This window comes from Burkholderia sp. SCN-KJ, assembly GCF_024656005.1.
Lineage (GTDB): Bacteria > Pseudomonadota > Gammaproteobacteria > Burkholderiales > Burkholderiaceae > Burkholderia.
In genome coordinates this window covers 272,583-289,442 of the sequence record NZ_JANKOG010000005.1, presented here as the reverse complement: position 1 = coordinate 289,442, position 16,860 = coordinate 272,583, and the positions used below count along the sequence as shown (strand labels likewise).

Genomic DNA, 16,860 nt, shown 5'->3' with positions numbered 1-16,860 from the left:
CGCCCGTCAGCCCGCGATCTGCCTGAACGGGTCCAGCGCGAACCCGATCAGGCGGCGCTCGCGCACGACGATTTCCGCCGTTGCCGTCATGCCGTAGCGCAGCGGGTAGGTCGTGCCGGCGATCGTGTACGCGTTGCGCACGAGCGCCACCCGGCCCTCGTAGACGGGTTCCTTCGTCTGCGCTTGCGGCTTCGTCGCCGGCGAAATGTATTCGAGCGTGCCGTCGATCACGCCGTAGCGCTGATACGGAAACGCATTGAACTTGAGCTTCACGGGCAGGCCTTCGTGAAGGAACGCGCGGTCCTGCTCCGCGATCGCGACCTTCACCACCGGCCGCGCATCCGACGGCGCGATGCTGCCGAGCGGCGTGTTGGCGAGGATCTTGTCGCCGGGCTGCGTCGTGGTCACATCGGTGATCACGCCGGAGACGGGCGCCAGCACGAGCAGGAAATTGTCCTTGTCGATGTTCTCGAAGCGGATCCGCGCGGCGGCATCCGCGGCGAGGCGCGCCGTCTGCACCTGCAGGCGCAGTTTCTCCTCGGTGTTCGCGATGTCGCGCACGGTCGCGTCGTACTGGATGCGCAGCCCGGCGAGCGTCTCGCCGCTGCCTTCGAGTTGCGCCTTCGCCTGCGCGAACTCGTGGCTCTGCTGCGCCTCGAGCTGCGTGAGCCGCGCCTGCGCGACGCGGTAGCTGTCCTGGGCCTGCAGGTAGGCGCTGCGTTTCTGTTCCACCTGGCTCTGCGACACGCCGCCGCCGCCCGGCAGCGCGAACAGGCGCGCGTACTTGTCCTGTTCGTCCTTCGCGAGATCGAGTGCGTGGCGGGCGTTGTCGATATTGCTGCGCGCTTCGTCGATCTGCGCGTGCTGCGATTGCGCGAGCTTGCTGGTGCCTTCGGCAATGCGGTTCTGGTGCAGGTGCTCCTCGACCTCGATCTGTTGCTTCAGCGCTTCGGCCTTGCGCTCCATCAGCTGCTTCTTGTCCGGAAACTGCTTCCATTCGCGCTCCGCATCGTCGAGCTTGAGGCGCGCATCGAGCGCGTTGGTCGCCGCCTCGATCGCGCCGCGCGCGTTGATCCGGCCGATCACGTCGTTCTTTTCGACCGGCTGGCCTTCGGCGATGTAGATGTCCACCAGCTCGCCGTCGACGGGCGCGTAGATGCGGCGCACCTCGGACTCCGGCGCGAGCGCGCCCTGCGCCGTCACGATGACGTCGGCACGGCCGACGAACGACCACAGCAGCGCACACACGACGAGCCCGACCATCGCGATGATGGTCGCCTGCGTGAGCCGCCACGGCCGCGCCGTCAGGATCGCGATCCCTTCGACGCTGTGATCCTCCAGCGCCTCGCCCAGCGAGCGTGGCGGCTCCGGCGGCGGCGCCTGGCGCGCGCGCTTGAGCAGACTATCGAGCTTCACTGTGCCCTCCCGACGAAGCGAGCCGCTCCAGCGTCGCGACATGGGCGGCGAATTGCGGCGTCGCGAAGTGGAACTGCCTGAGGCGATCCAGTACGGCCGGCCCATGGCCGGCCCGCGCGTCGCTCTCGAACTGCAGGTACTGCTGCAGGTCGGCCCGCACCGCGTCGAGGCCGCCGAGGCGCGGATAGCGCTGCTCGTCGTCGGCGAGCAGCGCCGGGAGACCGTCGAGCCGGTCGTCGTCGAGCGCCGACGCGATCGCGCGCTGCAGCCGCTCGAGCGCGGCCACGTAGACGGAGTTGTCGCTTTGCAGCCGGCGCAGCTGACTGAGCGCGTCGGCATACAGCGCGCCGAACGCGGGAACGTATGACGAAATCCGGTCGAGCAGCCGCTGATGCGCACCCGGGTCGTCGTTCCAGCGGCCGGTCAGCGCCTTGATCGGCGCTTCGTCGCGATAGATGCGGATCGGCGCTTCCGCCCCGCCGCGCCCGGCGACGAACGCCTGCAGCTCGCCGATCCATGCGACTTCGTCGACGAGCGGCCGCGCGTCGGCGTTGTGGCGCGCCAGCGTGCGCATGTCCTGCACGACGGCACGGGCGCGGTCGAAGGCGCGCGCGTTCATCGCGGCGATCCAGTCCGGCACTTTCGACCGGACGAGCGCCTCGGTGCCCAGCGCGACGAACGCCGGGTCGTCCGGATGGCTCGCCAGATGACGGTCGGCGAGTTGCGCCGCCTGCGCGGCGTCGCCGCGCGCCAGCAGCGCGTGCATCTCGCGCAGCGGCGCGTCCTGGAAATACAGCGTCGCGACCAGCAGGCCGATCGCCGCGAGCAGTGCGCCGCTCCACCCGCCGAGCCGGCGCAGGTTGACGTGCCCGCTGCCGCCGAACGCCTCGCTCAGCTCCGACAGGAAGACTTCGATCCGGCCGCGCCGGCGGCGCGCGTCATGCGCGGTTTCGGCGGCGCCATGCGCGGCGTGCGGGTTGACCTCGTCGTCCGGCTGAACGGCCGGCACCGTGCAGAAGATGTCGAGGAACGAATGCGCGGTATCGACGAAGGTGGTCCGGTCGGGGTCCGCGGCGGCCGCATGCGCGGCGGCGCCGGGCGACGATGCGGCCGTCACGGTGGAGTCCGGCCCCGGCTCGCGCTGCACCCCGACGCGATAGACGAAATGATCGCCACCGAACGCGAGCAGCGCGCCGTCGCCGAGCGGCACCGCATGCTCGTCGAGGCGCCGGCCGTCGACGAACGTGCCGTTCGTGCTGCCGAGGTCTTCCACGAAGACGTCGCCGTCCTGCACGTAGATGTGTGCATGACGCCGCGACAGGTAGTTGACCTGATGCGGATACGCGTTCCGGTAGCAGGCGAACGTGTCGTCGGTCTTGCTCACGAGGAACGGGAAGGCGGTAATGATGACCGGTTGCAGGCCGAGATCGCCGCGCTCGGGCGTGAGTGTGACGACGGCAGGCCGCGCCGGCCGATGCGTCGCGCGCGGCACGAACGCGGCGCGGTACGCCAGCGCGCCGGCGAAGCGCAGTTCGTCGCCGTCGCGCAGCAGGTGCGGCTTGTCGCCGACCTCGACACCGTTGACGGCCGTACCGTTCTTGCTGCCGAGATCGGCGACGTAGGCCGCGCTGCCTTCGAAGAAGATGCGCGCATGGCGGCGCGACAGGTCGGCCACCAGTTCGGGCCTCGCGGACGCGAACGGCGTGTTGGTCCGCCCGACGGCGAACAGCGCGTGGTCGATCCGGATCTCGCTCAGCTCCGGATGCGAAACCGGCTTGAGCACGATGTCGAACTGCCGGTCGAGCGCGGCGCGTTGCTCGGCAATCGAAGCGGCGTCTGGAACCATGATTCGGCCAACGATCGACATGCGCCCGCCAATGGAGACGCGGCGCAGGCAACGCGACGCGCTTTCGAACCACCTGAGTGAAGCCGCACCGCCAACGCACGTGGCGGCACGATCGTGAAAAAAGTTTAGGCGACGGATGGCGGTAGTCAATCGGCTGGCGCCGATCGCGCGGCTGCGCAGGGCTGGCGTGTTCATTGCAGCGCGTGGCCGGCCGGCTCGCTGCCTGCATTCGAGATTTCGACCGCGCGCCAGCCGCCGCCGATCGCCTTGTAGAGCGTGACCGTGTCGCTCAGAATCTGCTGATGATTGGCGAGCAGCGCGAGTTCCGCGGATGCCACCGAACGCTCCGATTCGAGCACCTCGAGTTGCGAGACGAGCCCTTCCTTGAGCTGCGCCTCGACCTGCGCTGCGACGGTGCGCAGACGCGCGCTCTGCTGCTGAAGCTGTATGCGCTGCTGCTTGTGCGCGTCGAGATCGACGAGTGCATTTTCCACCTCCTTGAACGCGGTAAACACGGTCTGCCGGTACTGCTGCTCGGCGACCTTGGTCTGCGCCTCGGTCGTCTTGATGTGCGCGCGCACGCCCGGGTCGAACATCGGCAGGTTGATGCTCGGCAGGAAGCTGAACGTGAAGGCCTTGAAGAGATCCGACAGCGCGAACGCCGCAGTGCCGCCACGCCCGGTCAGGCTGATCGACGGCAGCTGCGCCAGCTTCGCCGCGCCCACTTCGTCATACGATTCGAGCACGCGGTACTGCGCGGCGACGACATCCGGCCGGCGCGCCAGCAGTTGTGCGGGCAGCCCCATCGGCACGTCCGGCAGCTTGACGCGCTGCCGGAGATGGCCGGCAGGCATCCTGAATTCGCCGGCCGGCACGCCCAGCAGCGTCGCGAGCGCGTTCTCGGCCGTGTCGCGCGAGCGGTGCAGTTCGATCAGTTCGTTCGCCAGCCCGTTGATCTCCGCGCTTTGCCGCAGCACTTCGGTCTGCGGCGCGATGCCGTTCGCCAGCATCGACTGATAGATCGCGAGGATCTTCCGGTTCTTGTCGAGCGTGCGCTGTTCCTGCTCGATCTGGTCGTCGAACTGGAGGATCCGGAAATACGTGCTCGACACGTCGGCGACGAGCGTCAGGTAGCCGGCGCGCCAGTCGGCCTCGGTCGCGCGGTATTCGGCCTTCTGCGCCTGCACGCCTTTCTCGACCTTGCCCCAGATGTCGATCTCCCAGTTCACCTGGCTGCCGAGGTTGTAGGACTTCGACAGCGTCTGATGCGTGTTCTTCTCGAAGTCCACGCCCGCGCCGAGATCGGCGCTCGGCAGCGCGCCCGCCTGGACTTCGCCGACCTGCGCGCCGGCCACGCCGATGCGCGCCGCCAGCACCTTGATATCGACGTTGCCCGCGATGGCCTTGTCGATGAGCGCGTCGAGCGTCGGATCATCGAAGCTCTTCCACCATTCGGCGTTGACCGCGTCCGACGCGGATACCGGCCCGTGCGCATGCGCCCAGGTGGTCTTTGCCGGCATCTCGGGCCGCTGGTAGACGGGCACGTTCAGGTCCATGCAGCCGGACAGCAACGCCGCGCATGCGCCGGCGGAACCGGCGATGCGGGCCAGCGAACGCATGAGGCCGCGGCAGTTGCGCGTGGCAGTCGGCGACAGGCAGGTGTTCACGATCGACTCCTTGGGCGGAACGCGGCGACGATGCGGGATCGGCGGAAGTGTTGGTGTCGATGCTGCAGCGTGGCACGCTCGCGTCTCATCTCGCATGGGGCATGCCAGCCGCTCGCCGGGGCGGCGGCAATCGCGCCGGCAGGCTTGCCGGCGCGGGTCCGGGTCACGAAGGCGGGAATTGGAGCGACGTGCGCGCGGCACCCGGATCAGCGGTGCGTGATGGGGCGTCGCAGACAGTTCGGGCTCGGGATGTCGGGTGTGCGCCGACACTTGGCGCATCGGGCGGCCGCGTCGCCGTCCGGCGCCCGCCTGCTCACCTGCTCGCGTGAGCGCGAGCGCGCGTACGTCAGCGATCGCCGATCGGCGTGCGCGACGTCACTTCACGTAGACCGTGATTTTCTTCGAGTAGACGGGAGGATTGTGCGGCACGTGGTTGGCGTCGCCCATCAGGAGCTGCAGCGTGTGCTTGCCCGGCGGAAGCTCCAGCGTGGTCTCGGTCTCGCCCGCGCCGAAATGCAGGTGATTGCGGTCGGACGGAATCGGCTGGTCCATCGGCGGCAGGTCCGTATCGACCAGCAGGTGATGGTGGCCCGTGTTCGGAAACTGCACATGCGACGGCGCGACACCCATGTCGCGCAAGCCGAACCACACGCGGAACGGACGTCCGGCCGGCATCACCTGGCCATCGTTGGGCCAGCCGATGTAGACGACGGCCTTCGGGGGATGCGTGCCGGTCTCTGCGGTCGCCGCCCCCGTCCATAGCAGCGTCACGGCAACGGCGAAGAGGATGAGCTTGTTCATGGCGGCAATTCCCGGTTCGGGCGGCAGGCGCGGGATGGCGCGCTACTTGACCGTGATCGTGATCTTCTTCGAATACACCGGCGGATCGTGCGGCACGTGGTCGTGGTCGCCCATCAGCATCTGCAGCGTGTGCTTGCCGGGTGGTAGCTCGATACGCGCCTCGGTTTGACCGGCACCGTAATGGAGGTGATTCCGGTCCGACGGTATCGGCTGGTCCAGCGGCGGGAGATCGGTATCGATGAGCAGATGATGGTGGCCCACGTTCGGCCGCTCGATGCCTTTCGGGCAGATGCCCATGTTGCGCAGGCCCATGCGCACCCAGAACTTGCCGCCCGTGATCGTTGCGCCGTCGGACGGCCAGATGATGTAGGCCTCGGCGCCGGGCGGCGAAGTCGTACGCCCGGCGGCGAACGCGATCCTCGGCGCCAGGACGGTGGCGGCCAAAGCCAACAAGGTAGCCCTTCTTCGCATCGTGTTGCTCCTCGCGTGGATGGCGGCGCGCGGCGTCGGACAGTGGAGCGTGTCTAACAGCTTAGGACGTAATCGACAGGAAGGCACATAACGATGTTCCAGGGTAACGGGCCGGCCGCGATGCGCGGATGCGTATGTCTGTTTTTTGCAAGACCCGCGGGTGGATCCGGTGATCGCCGCCAGGCGCACGTGCTATCTTGAATGTGTCCCGGCCGCGCCGTGCCTGCCGCAAGCCGGCATTGCGCTCGCCGCGACCGAACACCCGGCATTGGCTGCGCTCCGCCTTCGGCATCGGTCCGACGGCGCACCCTGGGGGGCTCAACATGTGGCGAATACTCCTGCCCGCATGCCTGCTTGCGTCGATCTCGGTGGCATCGAGCACGTGCTCCGGCGAGGACATGCATGCTTTTCCCGCACCGCCGTCGGCGTCCGCGCGCGCCCCGTCAGTCGAACCGCGGCGCGTCGCGCTCGTGATCGGCAACGGCGCCTATCGCGATCATCCGCTCGCCAATCCCGTCCATGACGCCGATGCAATGAGCGACGCGCTGCGCGCGCTCGGCTTCGACGTCATCACGTTGCGCAATGCGACCCGGCAGCAGATGCTCGACGGGCTTGCCGCGTTCGAACGCCGCGGCGCGGCCGGCGGCACCGGGCTGGTCTATTTCGCGGGCCACGGCGCCAGCGTCGGCGGAGCGACATGGCTCGCGCCGGTCGATGCCGACGTCGGCGCGCCGGCCGGCCTGTCGCGAACGGGTATCGACCTGCAAACCGTGTTCGCTGCGACGTCGCGGCCGCGCGGCGACCGGATTGATCTGATCATTCTGGATTCCTGTCTGATCGCGCCTCCCGGTGCCGGCCACGTGGCGGCCCCCGAGCCGCCGCCGCATACGCTCGTCGCATACGCGGCAGCGCCGGGCGCAGGTGCGGCCGACGGTACGGCGCATGGTGTCTACACGGCAGCGCTGCTGCAGACGCTCGCGGTGCCGGGGCTCGGGATCGCACAGGTCGTCGACCGTGCCGGCGCGATGGTCGAACGCGCCACCGGGCATCGGCAGACGCCGTGGATCGCGTCTTCCCTGTCCGGTGCGGCAGCGACGTTGGCGTTCACCGGGGCGCGTCGCACAGGAACCGGCGACGCGCATGCCGGCGGCGGCACGGCGCAACGATCCGACGTGCTGGCCGACGTCGGCGTCGTGGCGCTCGATAGCCGCGGCGTGATGCCGAAAGACAGCGCCGAACAGTACGAAATCACGTTCTGGGAGTCGATCAAGGACAGCAAGGAGGCGGGCGACTACGAAGCCTATCTGAAGACCTACCCGAACGGCCGCTTCGCGCAGTTGGCGCAGGCTCGTCTTGCACGACTGCGCGCGGCCGCGCCCAAGGCGCCCGCGGCGTCCGCGCCCGCGCAGACGGCGAGCGCCGCGCCGGCCCCCGCCGCCGTTTCGGTTCCGGCTCCGGCACCTGCGCCGGCGCAGCCCGCGCACACGTCCGGCTCGACGCCGAAAGCGCCGCCGCCCGCTGCCGCGGCGGCCCCGTCGGCACCGCCGCAGAAAGGCGGCGCGACGACCGCCAATGAAATCCACGATTGCCCTGCCTGCCCCGCCATGCTGGCGGTCAGTCCGGGGGCTTTCACGATGGGCAGCAATTCGGGCGATCCGTCGGAAAAGCCTGCGCATCGCGTGACGCTCGATCACGCGTTTGCGCTGGCGAAGTACGGCGTGACGGTTGCGCAGTGGAACGCGTGCCGCGATGCAGGCGCCTGCCCGCGCCTGCCCAACGACAGCAACACGGCGGCGAACGCGCCGGTGCGCGACCTGAGTTGGGACGATGCGCAACTGTACGTCAAGTGGCTGTCGAAAATCAGCGGCAAGTCTTACCGGCTGCCGACCGAGGCCGAATGGGAATTCGCGGCCCGTGGCGGCACCGCGACGCGCTACTGGTGGGGCAACGAGATGCGCCCGGGCAACGCCAACTGCAAGGACTGCGGTCAGCCGTGGCATGCCGACGCACCGGACAACGTCGGCTCGTTCGCGGCCAATCCGCTCGGCTTCTACGACATGGGTGGCAGCGTATGGGAATGGGTCAGCGATTGCTGGCACAACTCGTACAGGAATGCGCCTGCCGACGGCCGCTCATGGGACGAGCCGAATTGCCAGGTCCGCGTCATCCGCGGCGGCTCGTGGCGGGATGGTGCAGGCTACATGCCCGTTTCGACACGCTTCAAGTACGACAGCAGCGTACGTTATTCGGCAAACGGGTTTCGGGTGGCGCGGGACTTGAAGTAGGCGGATCTCGGCTCGAGAACGGCCGGCCGCCGTGTCAGCGACAGGATGTTGGTCTGGAATGCAATGCCTTCGATGACGGAGATGATTTCGGCGTGTCAAGCGAAGCGCCTCCGTCCGTCGCGAGCAACGCGTTCAACACCCGCGCGTCCGTCAACCGCTCCAGCGACAGGCACGTGTCGCTCAACGCATCGATCTGCGCACGCTGCTCGAGCGCCATGCCGGCCAGCGCCCGAAACTTCGCCAGCAGTGCCGCGTCGGACAGCGGATTGCGCGGGTCGCCGAGCGCGATCGGCACGTGACGCGATTCCCGCCGTCCGTCCGCGCGATGCAGGATCACGGTCGGCTCGTCGAGATCGCCGAGCGCCGGATCGACCTCGATCGCGATGCGCGCGAGCAGCGCCGTGATGCGCGCATCGGTGCGCCTGTCATCGCGATACGCATCGATCCCCGTGTCGCCGAACGCAAGGGCCGCTGCCACCGCGTACGCGAGACTCATCTGCGCCGACGACAGCGTCGACAGGTCGCGGCCGCCGCACATCCGGGCGACGAACGCGCTCGCCCGCACGACCACCCGCTCGATCTCGCCGGCTTCGAACGTGCGCCCGTCCGCAAGCTGCAGCGCCGCGTCGACCGCGGCGTGCGCACTGCGGCACGACGCGTGCGGCTTGATCGAGCAGCGCATCACCTTCCAGTGCGCGCCGAGGCCGTCGGTCAATGCATCGGGCACCTGCGATTGCGCGGCGAACGCGTTCAAGAAGCCGCCCCACACGTCGTCGAACACCTGCGCGGGGCCGCTCACGCCTTCGCGCGCGAGCAGCGCCGCGAGCACGCCGCCCTCCGCCGCCCGCCCGGCATGCAGCCGCTTCGTCTGCGATCCGTCGTGGATGAAGCCCCACAAGCCGCCCGCGAAACTCGCCGCATGGCCCAATGCGTCGCGCGTGCGCGCGGCGTCGAGTCCGAACACGCGCGCGCTCGCTGCCGCCGCGCCGAACACGCCGCAACTGAGCGTCGAGTGCCAGCCGGCACCGTTGTGGGCGGAGTACCCGCCGGCCGCCTCGAGCACGCGCCGGCCGACGTCGTAGCCGAGCACGACCGCCGCCACGCATTCCCGGCCGGCCACCGCGCGGCCCGCGCACGACAGCGCGGCCAGCACGGCCGGCAGCACGACCGCGCCCGAATGATCGCAGCCGCCGGAATCGTCGAGCTCGAGCGCGTGTGCGGCGATCCCGTTCACGAACGCCGCATCGCGCGCGCCCGCGGCCCGCCGGGTGCCCCACAGCGTCGCGCCGCCATGCGCGACCGTGCCGGTCAGCGCCCGCGCACTGCAGGTCTCGACGGCGAACGTACCGGCCAGCGCCGCGCCGAACGTGTCGAGCACATGACGCTTCGCTTTCGAGACCACGTCGTCCGGCATTGCGTCGGCGGCCGTCTGCGCGACGAACGTCGCAAGCCGCGTGGCGCGCGTTTGCGTCACCGTCTTCATCGCGCCGACGCCTCCGCCAAGCAATGCGCGAATACGTCGACCGGATGGCCCGGCGGGTTGACGGGCACCCGGGCATGCCACCAGCGTGCGATGTCGCGCCCGGTCGCGAACCAGACGTCGCCCGCGTCACGCAGATGCGCAAGCAACGCGCGCAGCAAGTCGATGCGCCCCGCGGTGCCCATGATCTCCGGATGCAGGCGCAGCACGCAGCAGAGCCCGAAGCGGCGAAACCCGTCGACGTCGCGCCGCCAGTTGTCGAGCACGTCGCGGTACGCGGCGATGCGCGGCTGGCCGGCCGGCACGGGCGGCGACAGGTTGAACTCGAAGTAAGGCTCGTCCTCGAGCTCGTAGTGCAGCGGCAGCTCGACGAGCCGGGCGCCGTCCGCGCGATCCTCGCCGCGCGGATGCACGTACGGCAGATCGTCGCCGCGCCACGACGACGACCACGTGAAGCCTTCCGCGACGAGCCAGTCCGCGAAGCCGTCGGCCCAGTTGCCGGTGAACGAGCGAAAACCTTCCACGTCGCGGCCGATCGTGTCCGCGAGCGCCGTGCGCCCGATACGGCACGCGTCGATCTGCGCGGCGAGCGGCAGCACGTCGAAGTCTTCGCAGCGATAGCCGCTCACGCCGAGTTCATGCCCGGCGGCCGCGATCGCGCGCACGGCAGCGCCATGCGTTTGCGCGACGCGGCCGGGCACGAACCAGCTCGTCGGCACGCTGAATTCGCCGAAGGTCGCGAGCAGCCGATCGACGCCGCGCGTCGCGCCGTAGCGCCATGCCGACAGCGATTTCTCGCGGCCGACGATGCGCGGCTCGCGCGTCTCGATGCCGTGTATGTCGTTGAAGTCGACCGTGATCGCGACCGCGCAGCGCGCGCCGTCCGGCCAGGCTGGAAGTGTCGTCACGGACGGCTCCGTTGCGTCGATTGCGTCGATTGCGTCGTTTGCCTGCCGTGCGCGTGCTGCGCGAGCCACCAGTCGGCCACGTCACGACAGCGCGCGAACCAGACGCCGTCCTGCGCGCGCATGTGTTCGAACCACGCTTCGAGTAGCGCGAGGCGCCCCGGCTTGCCGCAGACTTTCGGATGCAGCAGGGTCGTCAGGCACAGCCCTTCGCGGTAGACGCCGTCGAATTCGCGTGTCCAGTTGTCGAGCGTCGCATCGTAGCCGGCGATCCGGTCGAGTCCGGCCGGATAGTCGGGGTTGCGGTGATACGCAAGCGACGCGTAATCGTCGGTCTCCCAGCGGCCGGGAATCTCGACGAGCGGCGGCTCGCCGTCGGCGCCGGGCAGCAGGTACGGACGGTCGTCGCCGCGCATCGAGCTCGAATAGCGCACGCCGGCTTCGCGCAGCACGCCCAGCGTCGCCGCGCTCCAGTCGCCGGACGGCGTGCGGAATCCGACCGGCCGCACCCCGAGCGTGCGCGCGAAGACGTCGGCCGACTGTGCGATGATCTCGCGCTGCCGCGCGGGTTCGAGCGTCCAGAACGCTTCGTGCCGGTAACCGTGATAACCGATCTCGTGGCCGCGCTCGACGATTGCCGCGCATTGCGCGGGCCACGTCCGCGCGATCCATGCGGGCACGAAGAACGTCGCGGGCAGGTCGAACGACGCGAGCACGTCGAGCAGCCGGCCGAGCGCGCGCCACGGCCCGTAGCTGCCGAGCGTGAAATACGCGGGGTTGCGCCAGATCGATCCGTTCAGCATCGCGTCGCCGGTCGGGCCGTCGAGGTCGAACGCGAGCGCGACGCACGCGCGCCGCGCGTGCGGCCAGCGGGGAGCCAGGTCCGTCATCGCGCGCTCAGTGCGTGCCGTTGATCGTCGCCTTCGCGACCGCGTGTTCCTGCAGCCCCCATTTCGCGAGCAGCGTGTGATACGACCCGTCCGCGATCATCTGGTTGAGCGCCGTCGTCAGCGCACTGCTCAGCGCGGTATTGGCCTTCGCGACGCCGATGCCCGTGTATTGCGACAGGAACGGCTTGCCGACCGGTGCGTACGCGTTCTGCTCGAGGCTGTTCTGGTACGGCAGCGTCTCGCCGCCCTGCACGGCCGCGTCGATGCGGTTCTGGCGCAACTGCATGCGCGCGTCCGACGAGCCGTCGGTGCCGACGACGACGATCGCCGGCTTGCCGGCCTTCACGCAGTTCTCCGCGCTCCACGCGGTCGTGTTGTCGGGGAACGACGTGCGCCGGCTGGACCCGACGCGCTTGCCGCACAGCGCGTTCATCTGCGCGAACTCGCCGGCGCGCGTCTTCAGCACGTAGAACTGCGGGCCGGTCTCGATGTAGTCGACGAACGTCACCGCGTCGCGGCGCGTCGGCAGGTCGGTCATGCCGGACAGGATCATGTCGACGCGCTGCGTCGCGACCGCGCTCATCATCTGGTCGAAGCTCGTCTCCACCCAGTTCAGTTTCGCGCCCATCTTCGCGGCGAGCGCCTCGCCGAGATCGACGTCGAAGCCCGCGAGCTTGTCGGTCGCCGGATCCTTGTATTCGAACGGCGGATAGTTCGGCACGATCGCGACGTTCAACGTGCGCTTCGCGTTCGCGGCCTGGGCGACCGCGAACGACGCATGGAGCGCGAGCGCGCCAAATGCGACAGCGGCCAGCGTGCGGGTCAGGACGGATGCTTTCATGGGGATGTCGCCTTGTCGTGGTGGTGTAATGGGTACTGCGGGGCTGCGTTGCCCGTCTCGTCGACGGTTCGCTCGATCGGGCGCCGCGGCGCGGTGCGCCCGGTCCGTTCAGGCAATCACGGCCGAGATGAAGTCGCGGGTGCGCGCCTGCGTCGGCGCGGACAGCACCTGGTCGGGCGGTCCGCTCTCGACGATCCGGCCGCCATCCATGAAGACGACGCGATCGGCGACCTCGCGCGCGAAGCCGAGCTCGTGAGTGACGACGATCATCGTCATCCCGCTCTTCGCGAGATCGCGCATCACGGCCAGCACTTCCCCGACGAGTTCGGGATCGAGCGCCGACGTCGGTTCGTCGAACAGGATCAGTTGCGGATGCATCGCGAGCGCCCGCGCGATGGCGACGCGCTGCTGCTGGCCGCCCGACAGCTCGACGGGGAACGCGTCGCACTTGTGGCCGAGCCCGACGCGCGCGAGCAGCGCGCGCCCTTCTTCCAGCGCTTGCGCGCGGCGGCGCCCGAGCACCTGTACCGGGCCTTCGATCACGTTCTCGAGCGCGGTCTTGTGCGGAAACAGGTTGAAGCGCTGGAACACCATGCTGGTCGCGAGCCGCTGCCGCGCGACCTGGCGCTCCGACAGCTCGTACAGGCGGTCGCCGGCGCGCCGGTATCCGGCCAGCTCGCCGTTGACCCACAGCGCACCGGCGCTGATCGTCTCCAGCTGGTTGATGCAGCGCAGGAAGGTGCTCTTGCCCGAACCCGACGGTCCGATGATGCACAGCACTTCACCCTGCACGACGTCGAGCGTGATGCCGTGCAGCGCCTGGAAATCGCCGTACGACTTGCGTACGTCTATCGCGCGAACGACTGCGTTCGTCATGACGTTCTCCCGATGGGGTTGGATCGTGTCGTTCATTTGCGGCCCGCCGCCCGGCCCGCGCCGCGCGCGAAGCGCCGTTCGACGCGCGCCTGCGCAAGCGACAGCACGGTGACGACCGCGAGATACCAGATGCCGGCGACGATCAGCAGCTCGATCACGCGAGCGTTCGCGTAGTAGATGTTCTGCGCGTTGTGCAGCATCTCCGCGTACTGGACGACGCTCGCGAGCGACGTCAGCTTGACCATGCCGATCAGCTCGTTGCCGATCGGCGGCACGATCACGCGCATCGCCTGCGGCAGGATGATCCGGCGCAGCGCCTGCAGGCGTGCCATGCCGATCGATTTGGCGGCCTCGTACTGGCCGGTGTCGACCGACAGCAGTCCGGCGCGCACGACTTCCGACGTATACGCGCCCTGGTTGATGCCGAGTCCGAGCACCGCCGCGAGGAACGGCGTCATCACGTCGACGGTGCGGAATTCCGCGATCCCCGGGATACCCAGCGTCGGGAACACCAGCGCGAGGTTGAACCACAGCAGCAGTTGCAGGATCACCGGCGTGCCGCGAAACAGCCAGATGTAGCCCTGCGCGATCGCGCCGAGTACCGGGTTCGACGACAGCCGCATCACCGCGGTCGCGACGCCGAGCACGATGCCGAGCGTCATCGCGAGGACGGTCATCACGATCGTGTTGCCGAGCCCCGTCAGGATCGAGCGCGCGGTCAGGAACTGGCCGACGACGCGCCATTCGATCTGTCCGCGCGCGAACGCGACCGCCACATAGGCGAGCGCGGCAACGATCGCGATCGACGCGACATAGCGGCCCCAGTAGCGCTGGCGCACGCGCACCAGCCCGGCGATGTCGTCCGCGGCGCGGGCGGCCGGCCCCGATGCGCCGTCGAGCCGGCTCGAATCGGAGGCGCTCAGCATGACGGCCCCCGGTAGTCGGCGGCCCACGCGGCCTGGCGTTCGATCGCGGCGCTCAGGCGGCCGATCTGCTCGCGCACGCGCGCGGGAGACGTGCCGCCCGCACCGCCGCGGGCCGCGACGGCCGCGTCGAGCGTCAGATGCGCGCGCACCGCCGGGGCGAGGCGCGTGTCGACGGCCTGCAGCTGTTCGGCGCTCGCATCGGCGAGCTCGATGCCGTCCCGCTCGCACGCGCGCACGAGCGTGCCGGTGATCTCGTGCGCTTCGCTGAACGGTACGCCCGTCAACGCGAGCCAGTCCGCGACTTCGGTCGCGAGCGTGAAGCCGAGCGGCGCCTGGCGACGCATCTCGTCGACGTTCACGCGCATCGTGCGGATCATTCCCGCCATCGCGGGCAGCACGAGCTCGAGCGTATCGATCGAATCGAACGCCGCGATCTTGTCCTCCGCGAGATCGCGGTTGTACGCGAGCGGCAGCGACTTCAGCGTCGCCAGCAGCCCCGCCAGGTTGCCGATCAGGCGCCCCGCCTTGCCGCGCGTGAGTTCCGCGATGTCCGGGTTCTTCTTCTGCGGCATGATCGAGCTGCCCGTTGCGTAGCCGTCGTCGAGTTCCACCCAGCGGAATTGCCGCGACGTCCACAGGATCACCTCTTCCGACAGGCGCGACAGATTCACGGCCAGCATGCTCGTGACGAACACGAATTCGGCGACGTGATCGCGCGCGGCCACCGCATCGATCGAGTTCTCGCAGGGCGCGTCGTAACCGAGCTCCTGCGCGGACAGCTCGGGCCACACGCAGATGGCCGAGCCCGCGAGCGCGGCCGCGCCGAGCGGCGAACGCGCGGTGCGGCGGTCCCAGTCGACCAGCCGGTCGGCGTCGCGGTACAGCGACTGCGCATGCGCGAGCAACTGATGGCCGAACACGATCGGCTGCGCCGGCTGCAGATGGGTGAATCCGGCGGTCACCGTGTCGACGTGGCTGCTCGCCTGACCGACCAGCGCGTCCTGCAGGTCGAGCACGCCGCGCACGAGCGCGCGCGCCTTGTCGCGCAGGAACAGGCGCAGGTCGTTCGCCGCCTGGTCGTTGCGCGAGCGCCCGGCGCGCAGCTTGCCGCCCAGGCCCGGCAGCCGCTGCGTGAGCACGCGCTCGAGGAAGGTGTGCACGTCCTCGTCGGTGAGCGACGGCGCGATCGCGCCGGCCGCGTAGTCGCGTGCGATGCCGTCCATCGCGGTCAGCAGTTGCGCGAGTTCGTCGTCGTTCACGATGCCGGCGCGGTTCAATTCGCGCGCATGCGCACGGGAGCCTGCCAGGTCGTACGGCACGAGGCGGAAGAAACTCGGATCGGAGCGCGACAGGTCCTGCAGCGCGTTCGACGGTTTCGACTGGAAGCGGCCACCCCACAGGCGCTCGATCGGTTCGGTAAGGCTCATTGCGGTCGACCTCGACTCGGTTGGATTGCCCTCACTGTAGGCATTCAATTTTTTTTGTTGTAGCGAGAAATTGAATCCGCTTTAATGAAATTTTTCTCAGCATCGTCGCGTCCGACGAGCCTCCCGATGCGCAATCGCCTGCCGCCGCTGAACCCTCTTCGTGCGTTTGAAGCCGCCGCGCGGCGCGGCAGCGTGTCGGCGGCCGCGGATGAACTGCACGTCACCGCGAGCGCGGTCAGCCACCAGATTCGCATTCTCGAGAGCACGCTCGGCGTCGCGCTATTCGTCAGATCAAAGGCCCGCGTGAAGCTCACGCCGCAAGGCGAGGCGTTGCTGGAACCGGTCGGCGCCGCGTTCGACCTGATCGCGAACGCCGCCGTCAGGCTCGATTCGCCGGTGGCCGCCGGCGATCTCGTCGTGTCGACACCGCTGTCGCTGACGTCGCGCTGGCTTGCCCGGCATATCGGCGACTTTGTCGAGCGTTATCCGGGCATCCACCTGAAGGTGGTTCCGTCGAACGACGATCGCGAGGTCTATTCGCCCGACGTCGACGTCTGCATCCGCTACGGGGAAGGCAACTGGCGCAACCGGGCGGTCGAGCTGCTCGCGCATCCGGCGCTGTTCCCCGTCGTGAGCCCAGCGTTGATGAACGGGCCCGATGCGATCCGCAAGGTGCAGGATCTCGCGGGGCGCACGCTGTTCTGCGAGCATGCGGGCTCGTGGATGCGCTGGCTGGCCGAAGCGAAAGCCGACCGGCTGCCGGGCATCCGCATCCTCGAGATCGGCAACGCGCACATCGGTGTCGAAGCCGCGGTGCACGGCCAGGGCGTCGCACTCGGCGACAGCCTGTCGGTGCGCGACGACCTGATCGACGGCACGCTCGTGCGGCCCTTCAGCGAAACCGTGCCGTCACGCCATGCGTACTATCTCGTCGCGCGTCACGAGATGACCGAGGCGCCGCTCGTGACCGCGTTCACGGCGTGGCTGCGCGCGCGCGTCGCGTGATGCGCGCACGTGTTTGCGACGAAG

The 16,860-nt window shown here is 69.1% G+C and carries 14 protein-coding genes and 1 pseudogene; 3 read left to right on the top strand and 12 right to left on the bottom strand.

Features of this window, described 5'->3' with window-relative positions:
- Positions 1–6 precede the first annotated feature (6 nt).
- The 5 genes from NQV17_RS11345 to NQV17_RS11320 all read right to left on the bottom strand — a co-directional run bounded on the left by NQV17_RS11345 (position 7) and on the right by NQV17_RS11320 (position 6,201).
- Complete coding sequence (locus NQV17_RS11345; protein ID WP_257772330.1) at positions 7–1,416, bottom strand: HlyD family efflux transporter periplasmic adaptor subunit; 1,410 nt, start codon at positions 1,414–1,416, stop codon at positions 7–9.
- Positions 1,403–3,262, bottom strand: coding sequence for an FHA domain-containing protein (locus NQV17_RS11340; protein WP_308235921.1), 1,860 nt, complete (start codon positions 3,260–3,262; stop codon positions 1,403–1,405). Before NQV17_RS11340 ends, NQV17_RS11345 begins: the two co-directional genes overlap by 14 nt.
- A gap of 191 nt (positions 3,263–3,453) precedes the next feature.
- On the bottom strand, positions 3,454–4,881 hold the full coding sequence (locus NQV17_RS11330; RefSeq protein ID WP_124570437.1) for an efflux transporter outer membrane subunit: 1,428 nt from the start codon (positions 4,879–4,881) through the stop codon (positions 3,454–3,456).
- 423 nt (positions 4,882–5,304) lie between these two features.
- A complete protein-coding gene (locus tag NQV17_RS11325) occupies positions 5,305–5,730 on the bottom strand; it encodes a DUF4399 domain-containing protein (RefSeq protein WP_257772329.1) in 426 nt (141 codons plus the stop codon).
- 42 nt (positions 5,731–5,772) lie between these two features.
- Positions 5,773–6,201: a DUF4399 domain-containing protein gene (locus NQV17_RS11320; RefSeq protein WP_257772328.1), complete on the bottom strand. Its 429-nt coding sequence runs from the start codon at positions 6,199–6,201 to the stop codon at positions 5,773–5,775.
- A gap of 323 nt (positions 6,202–6,524) precedes the next feature.
- On the opposite strand from NQV17_RS11320, the pseudogene NQV17_RS37935 reads away from it, so the two are divergent.
- Both NQV17_RS37935 and NQV17_RS37930 read left to right on the top strand, forming a co-directional pair.
- Positions 6,525–7,223: pseudogene (locus NQV17_RS37935) on the top strand (caspase domain-containing protein); the annotation flags it as partial.
- Positions 7,224–7,226: 3 nt separating this feature from the next.
- Positions 7,227–8,486, top strand: a complete 1,260-nt coding sequence (locus tag NQV17_RS37930; RefSeq protein WP_374692697.1) for a formylglycine-generating enzyme family protein — start codon at positions 7,227–7,229, stop codon at positions 8,484–8,486.
- 34 nt (positions 8,487–8,520) lie between these two features.
- Here the strand turns inward: NQV17_RS37930 and NQV17_RS11310 are convergent, their stop codons facing one another.
- The 7 genes from NQV17_RS11310 to argH all read right to left on the bottom strand — a co-directional run bounded on the left by NQV17_RS11310 (position 8,521) and on the right by argH (position 15,831).
- The gene (locus tag NQV17_RS11310) at positions 8,521–9,969 is read right to left on the bottom strand and encodes an MmgE/PrpD family protein (RefSeq protein ID WP_257772326.1); all 1,449 of its coding nucleotides are present in this window, start codon (positions 9,967–9,969) and stop codon (positions 8,521–8,523) included.
- The gene (locus tag NQV17_RS11305; RefSeq protein ID WP_257772325.1) at positions 9,966–10,874 is read right to left on the bottom strand and encodes a polysaccharide deacetylase family protein; all 909 of its coding nucleotides are present in this window, start codon (positions 10,872–10,874) and stop codon (positions 9,966–9,968) included. Before NQV17_RS11305 ends, NQV17_RS11310 begins: the two co-directional genes overlap by 4 nt.
- The gene (locus tag NQV17_RS11300; protein ID WP_257772324.1) at positions 10,871–11,761 is read right to left on the bottom strand and encodes a polysaccharide deacetylase; all 891 of its coding nucleotides are present in this window, start codon (positions 11,759–11,761) and stop codon (positions 10,871–10,873) included. The genes NQV17_RS11305 and NQV17_RS11300 overlap by 4 nt, the downstream gene beginning before the upstream one ends.
- A gap of 7 nt (positions 11,762–11,768) precedes the next feature.
- Positions 11,769–12,602 (bottom strand): ABC transporter substrate-binding protein, encoded by an 834-nt coding sequence (locus tag NQV17_RS11295; RefSeq protein WP_257772323.1) that lies wholly within the window; start codon positions 12,600–12,602, stop codon positions 11,769–11,771.
- Positions 12,603–12,710: 108 nt separating this feature from the next.
- On the bottom strand, positions 12,711–13,514 hold the full coding sequence (locus NQV17_RS11290) for an amino acid ABC transporter ATP-binding protein (RefSeq protein WP_374692692.1): 804 nt from the start codon (positions 13,512–13,514) through the stop codon (positions 12,711–12,713).
- Entirely contained in the window at positions 13,511–14,404 is an 894-nt protein-coding gene (locus NQV17_RS11285) for an amino acid ABC transporter permease (protein ID WP_257772321.1), read from the bottom strand. Before NQV17_RS11285 ends, NQV17_RS11290 begins: the two co-directional genes overlap by 4 nt.
- A complete protein-coding gene (gene argH / locus NQV17_RS11280) occupies positions 14,398–15,831 on the bottom strand; it encodes an argininosuccinate lyase (protein ID WP_257772320.1) in 1,434 nt (477 codons plus the stop codon). The genes NQV17_RS11285 and argH overlap by 7 nt, the downstream gene beginning before the upstream one ends.
- Before the next feature lie 126 nt (positions 15,832–15,957).
- Between argH and NQV17_RS11275 the strand changes: the two genes are divergently transcribed.
- Complete coding sequence (locus NQV17_RS11275; RefSeq protein WP_124485910.1) at positions 15,958–16,836, top strand: LysR substrate-binding domain-containing protein; 879 nt, start codon at positions 15,958–15,960, stop codon at positions 16,834–16,836.
- Positions 16,837–16,860: the final 24 nt, after the last annotated feature.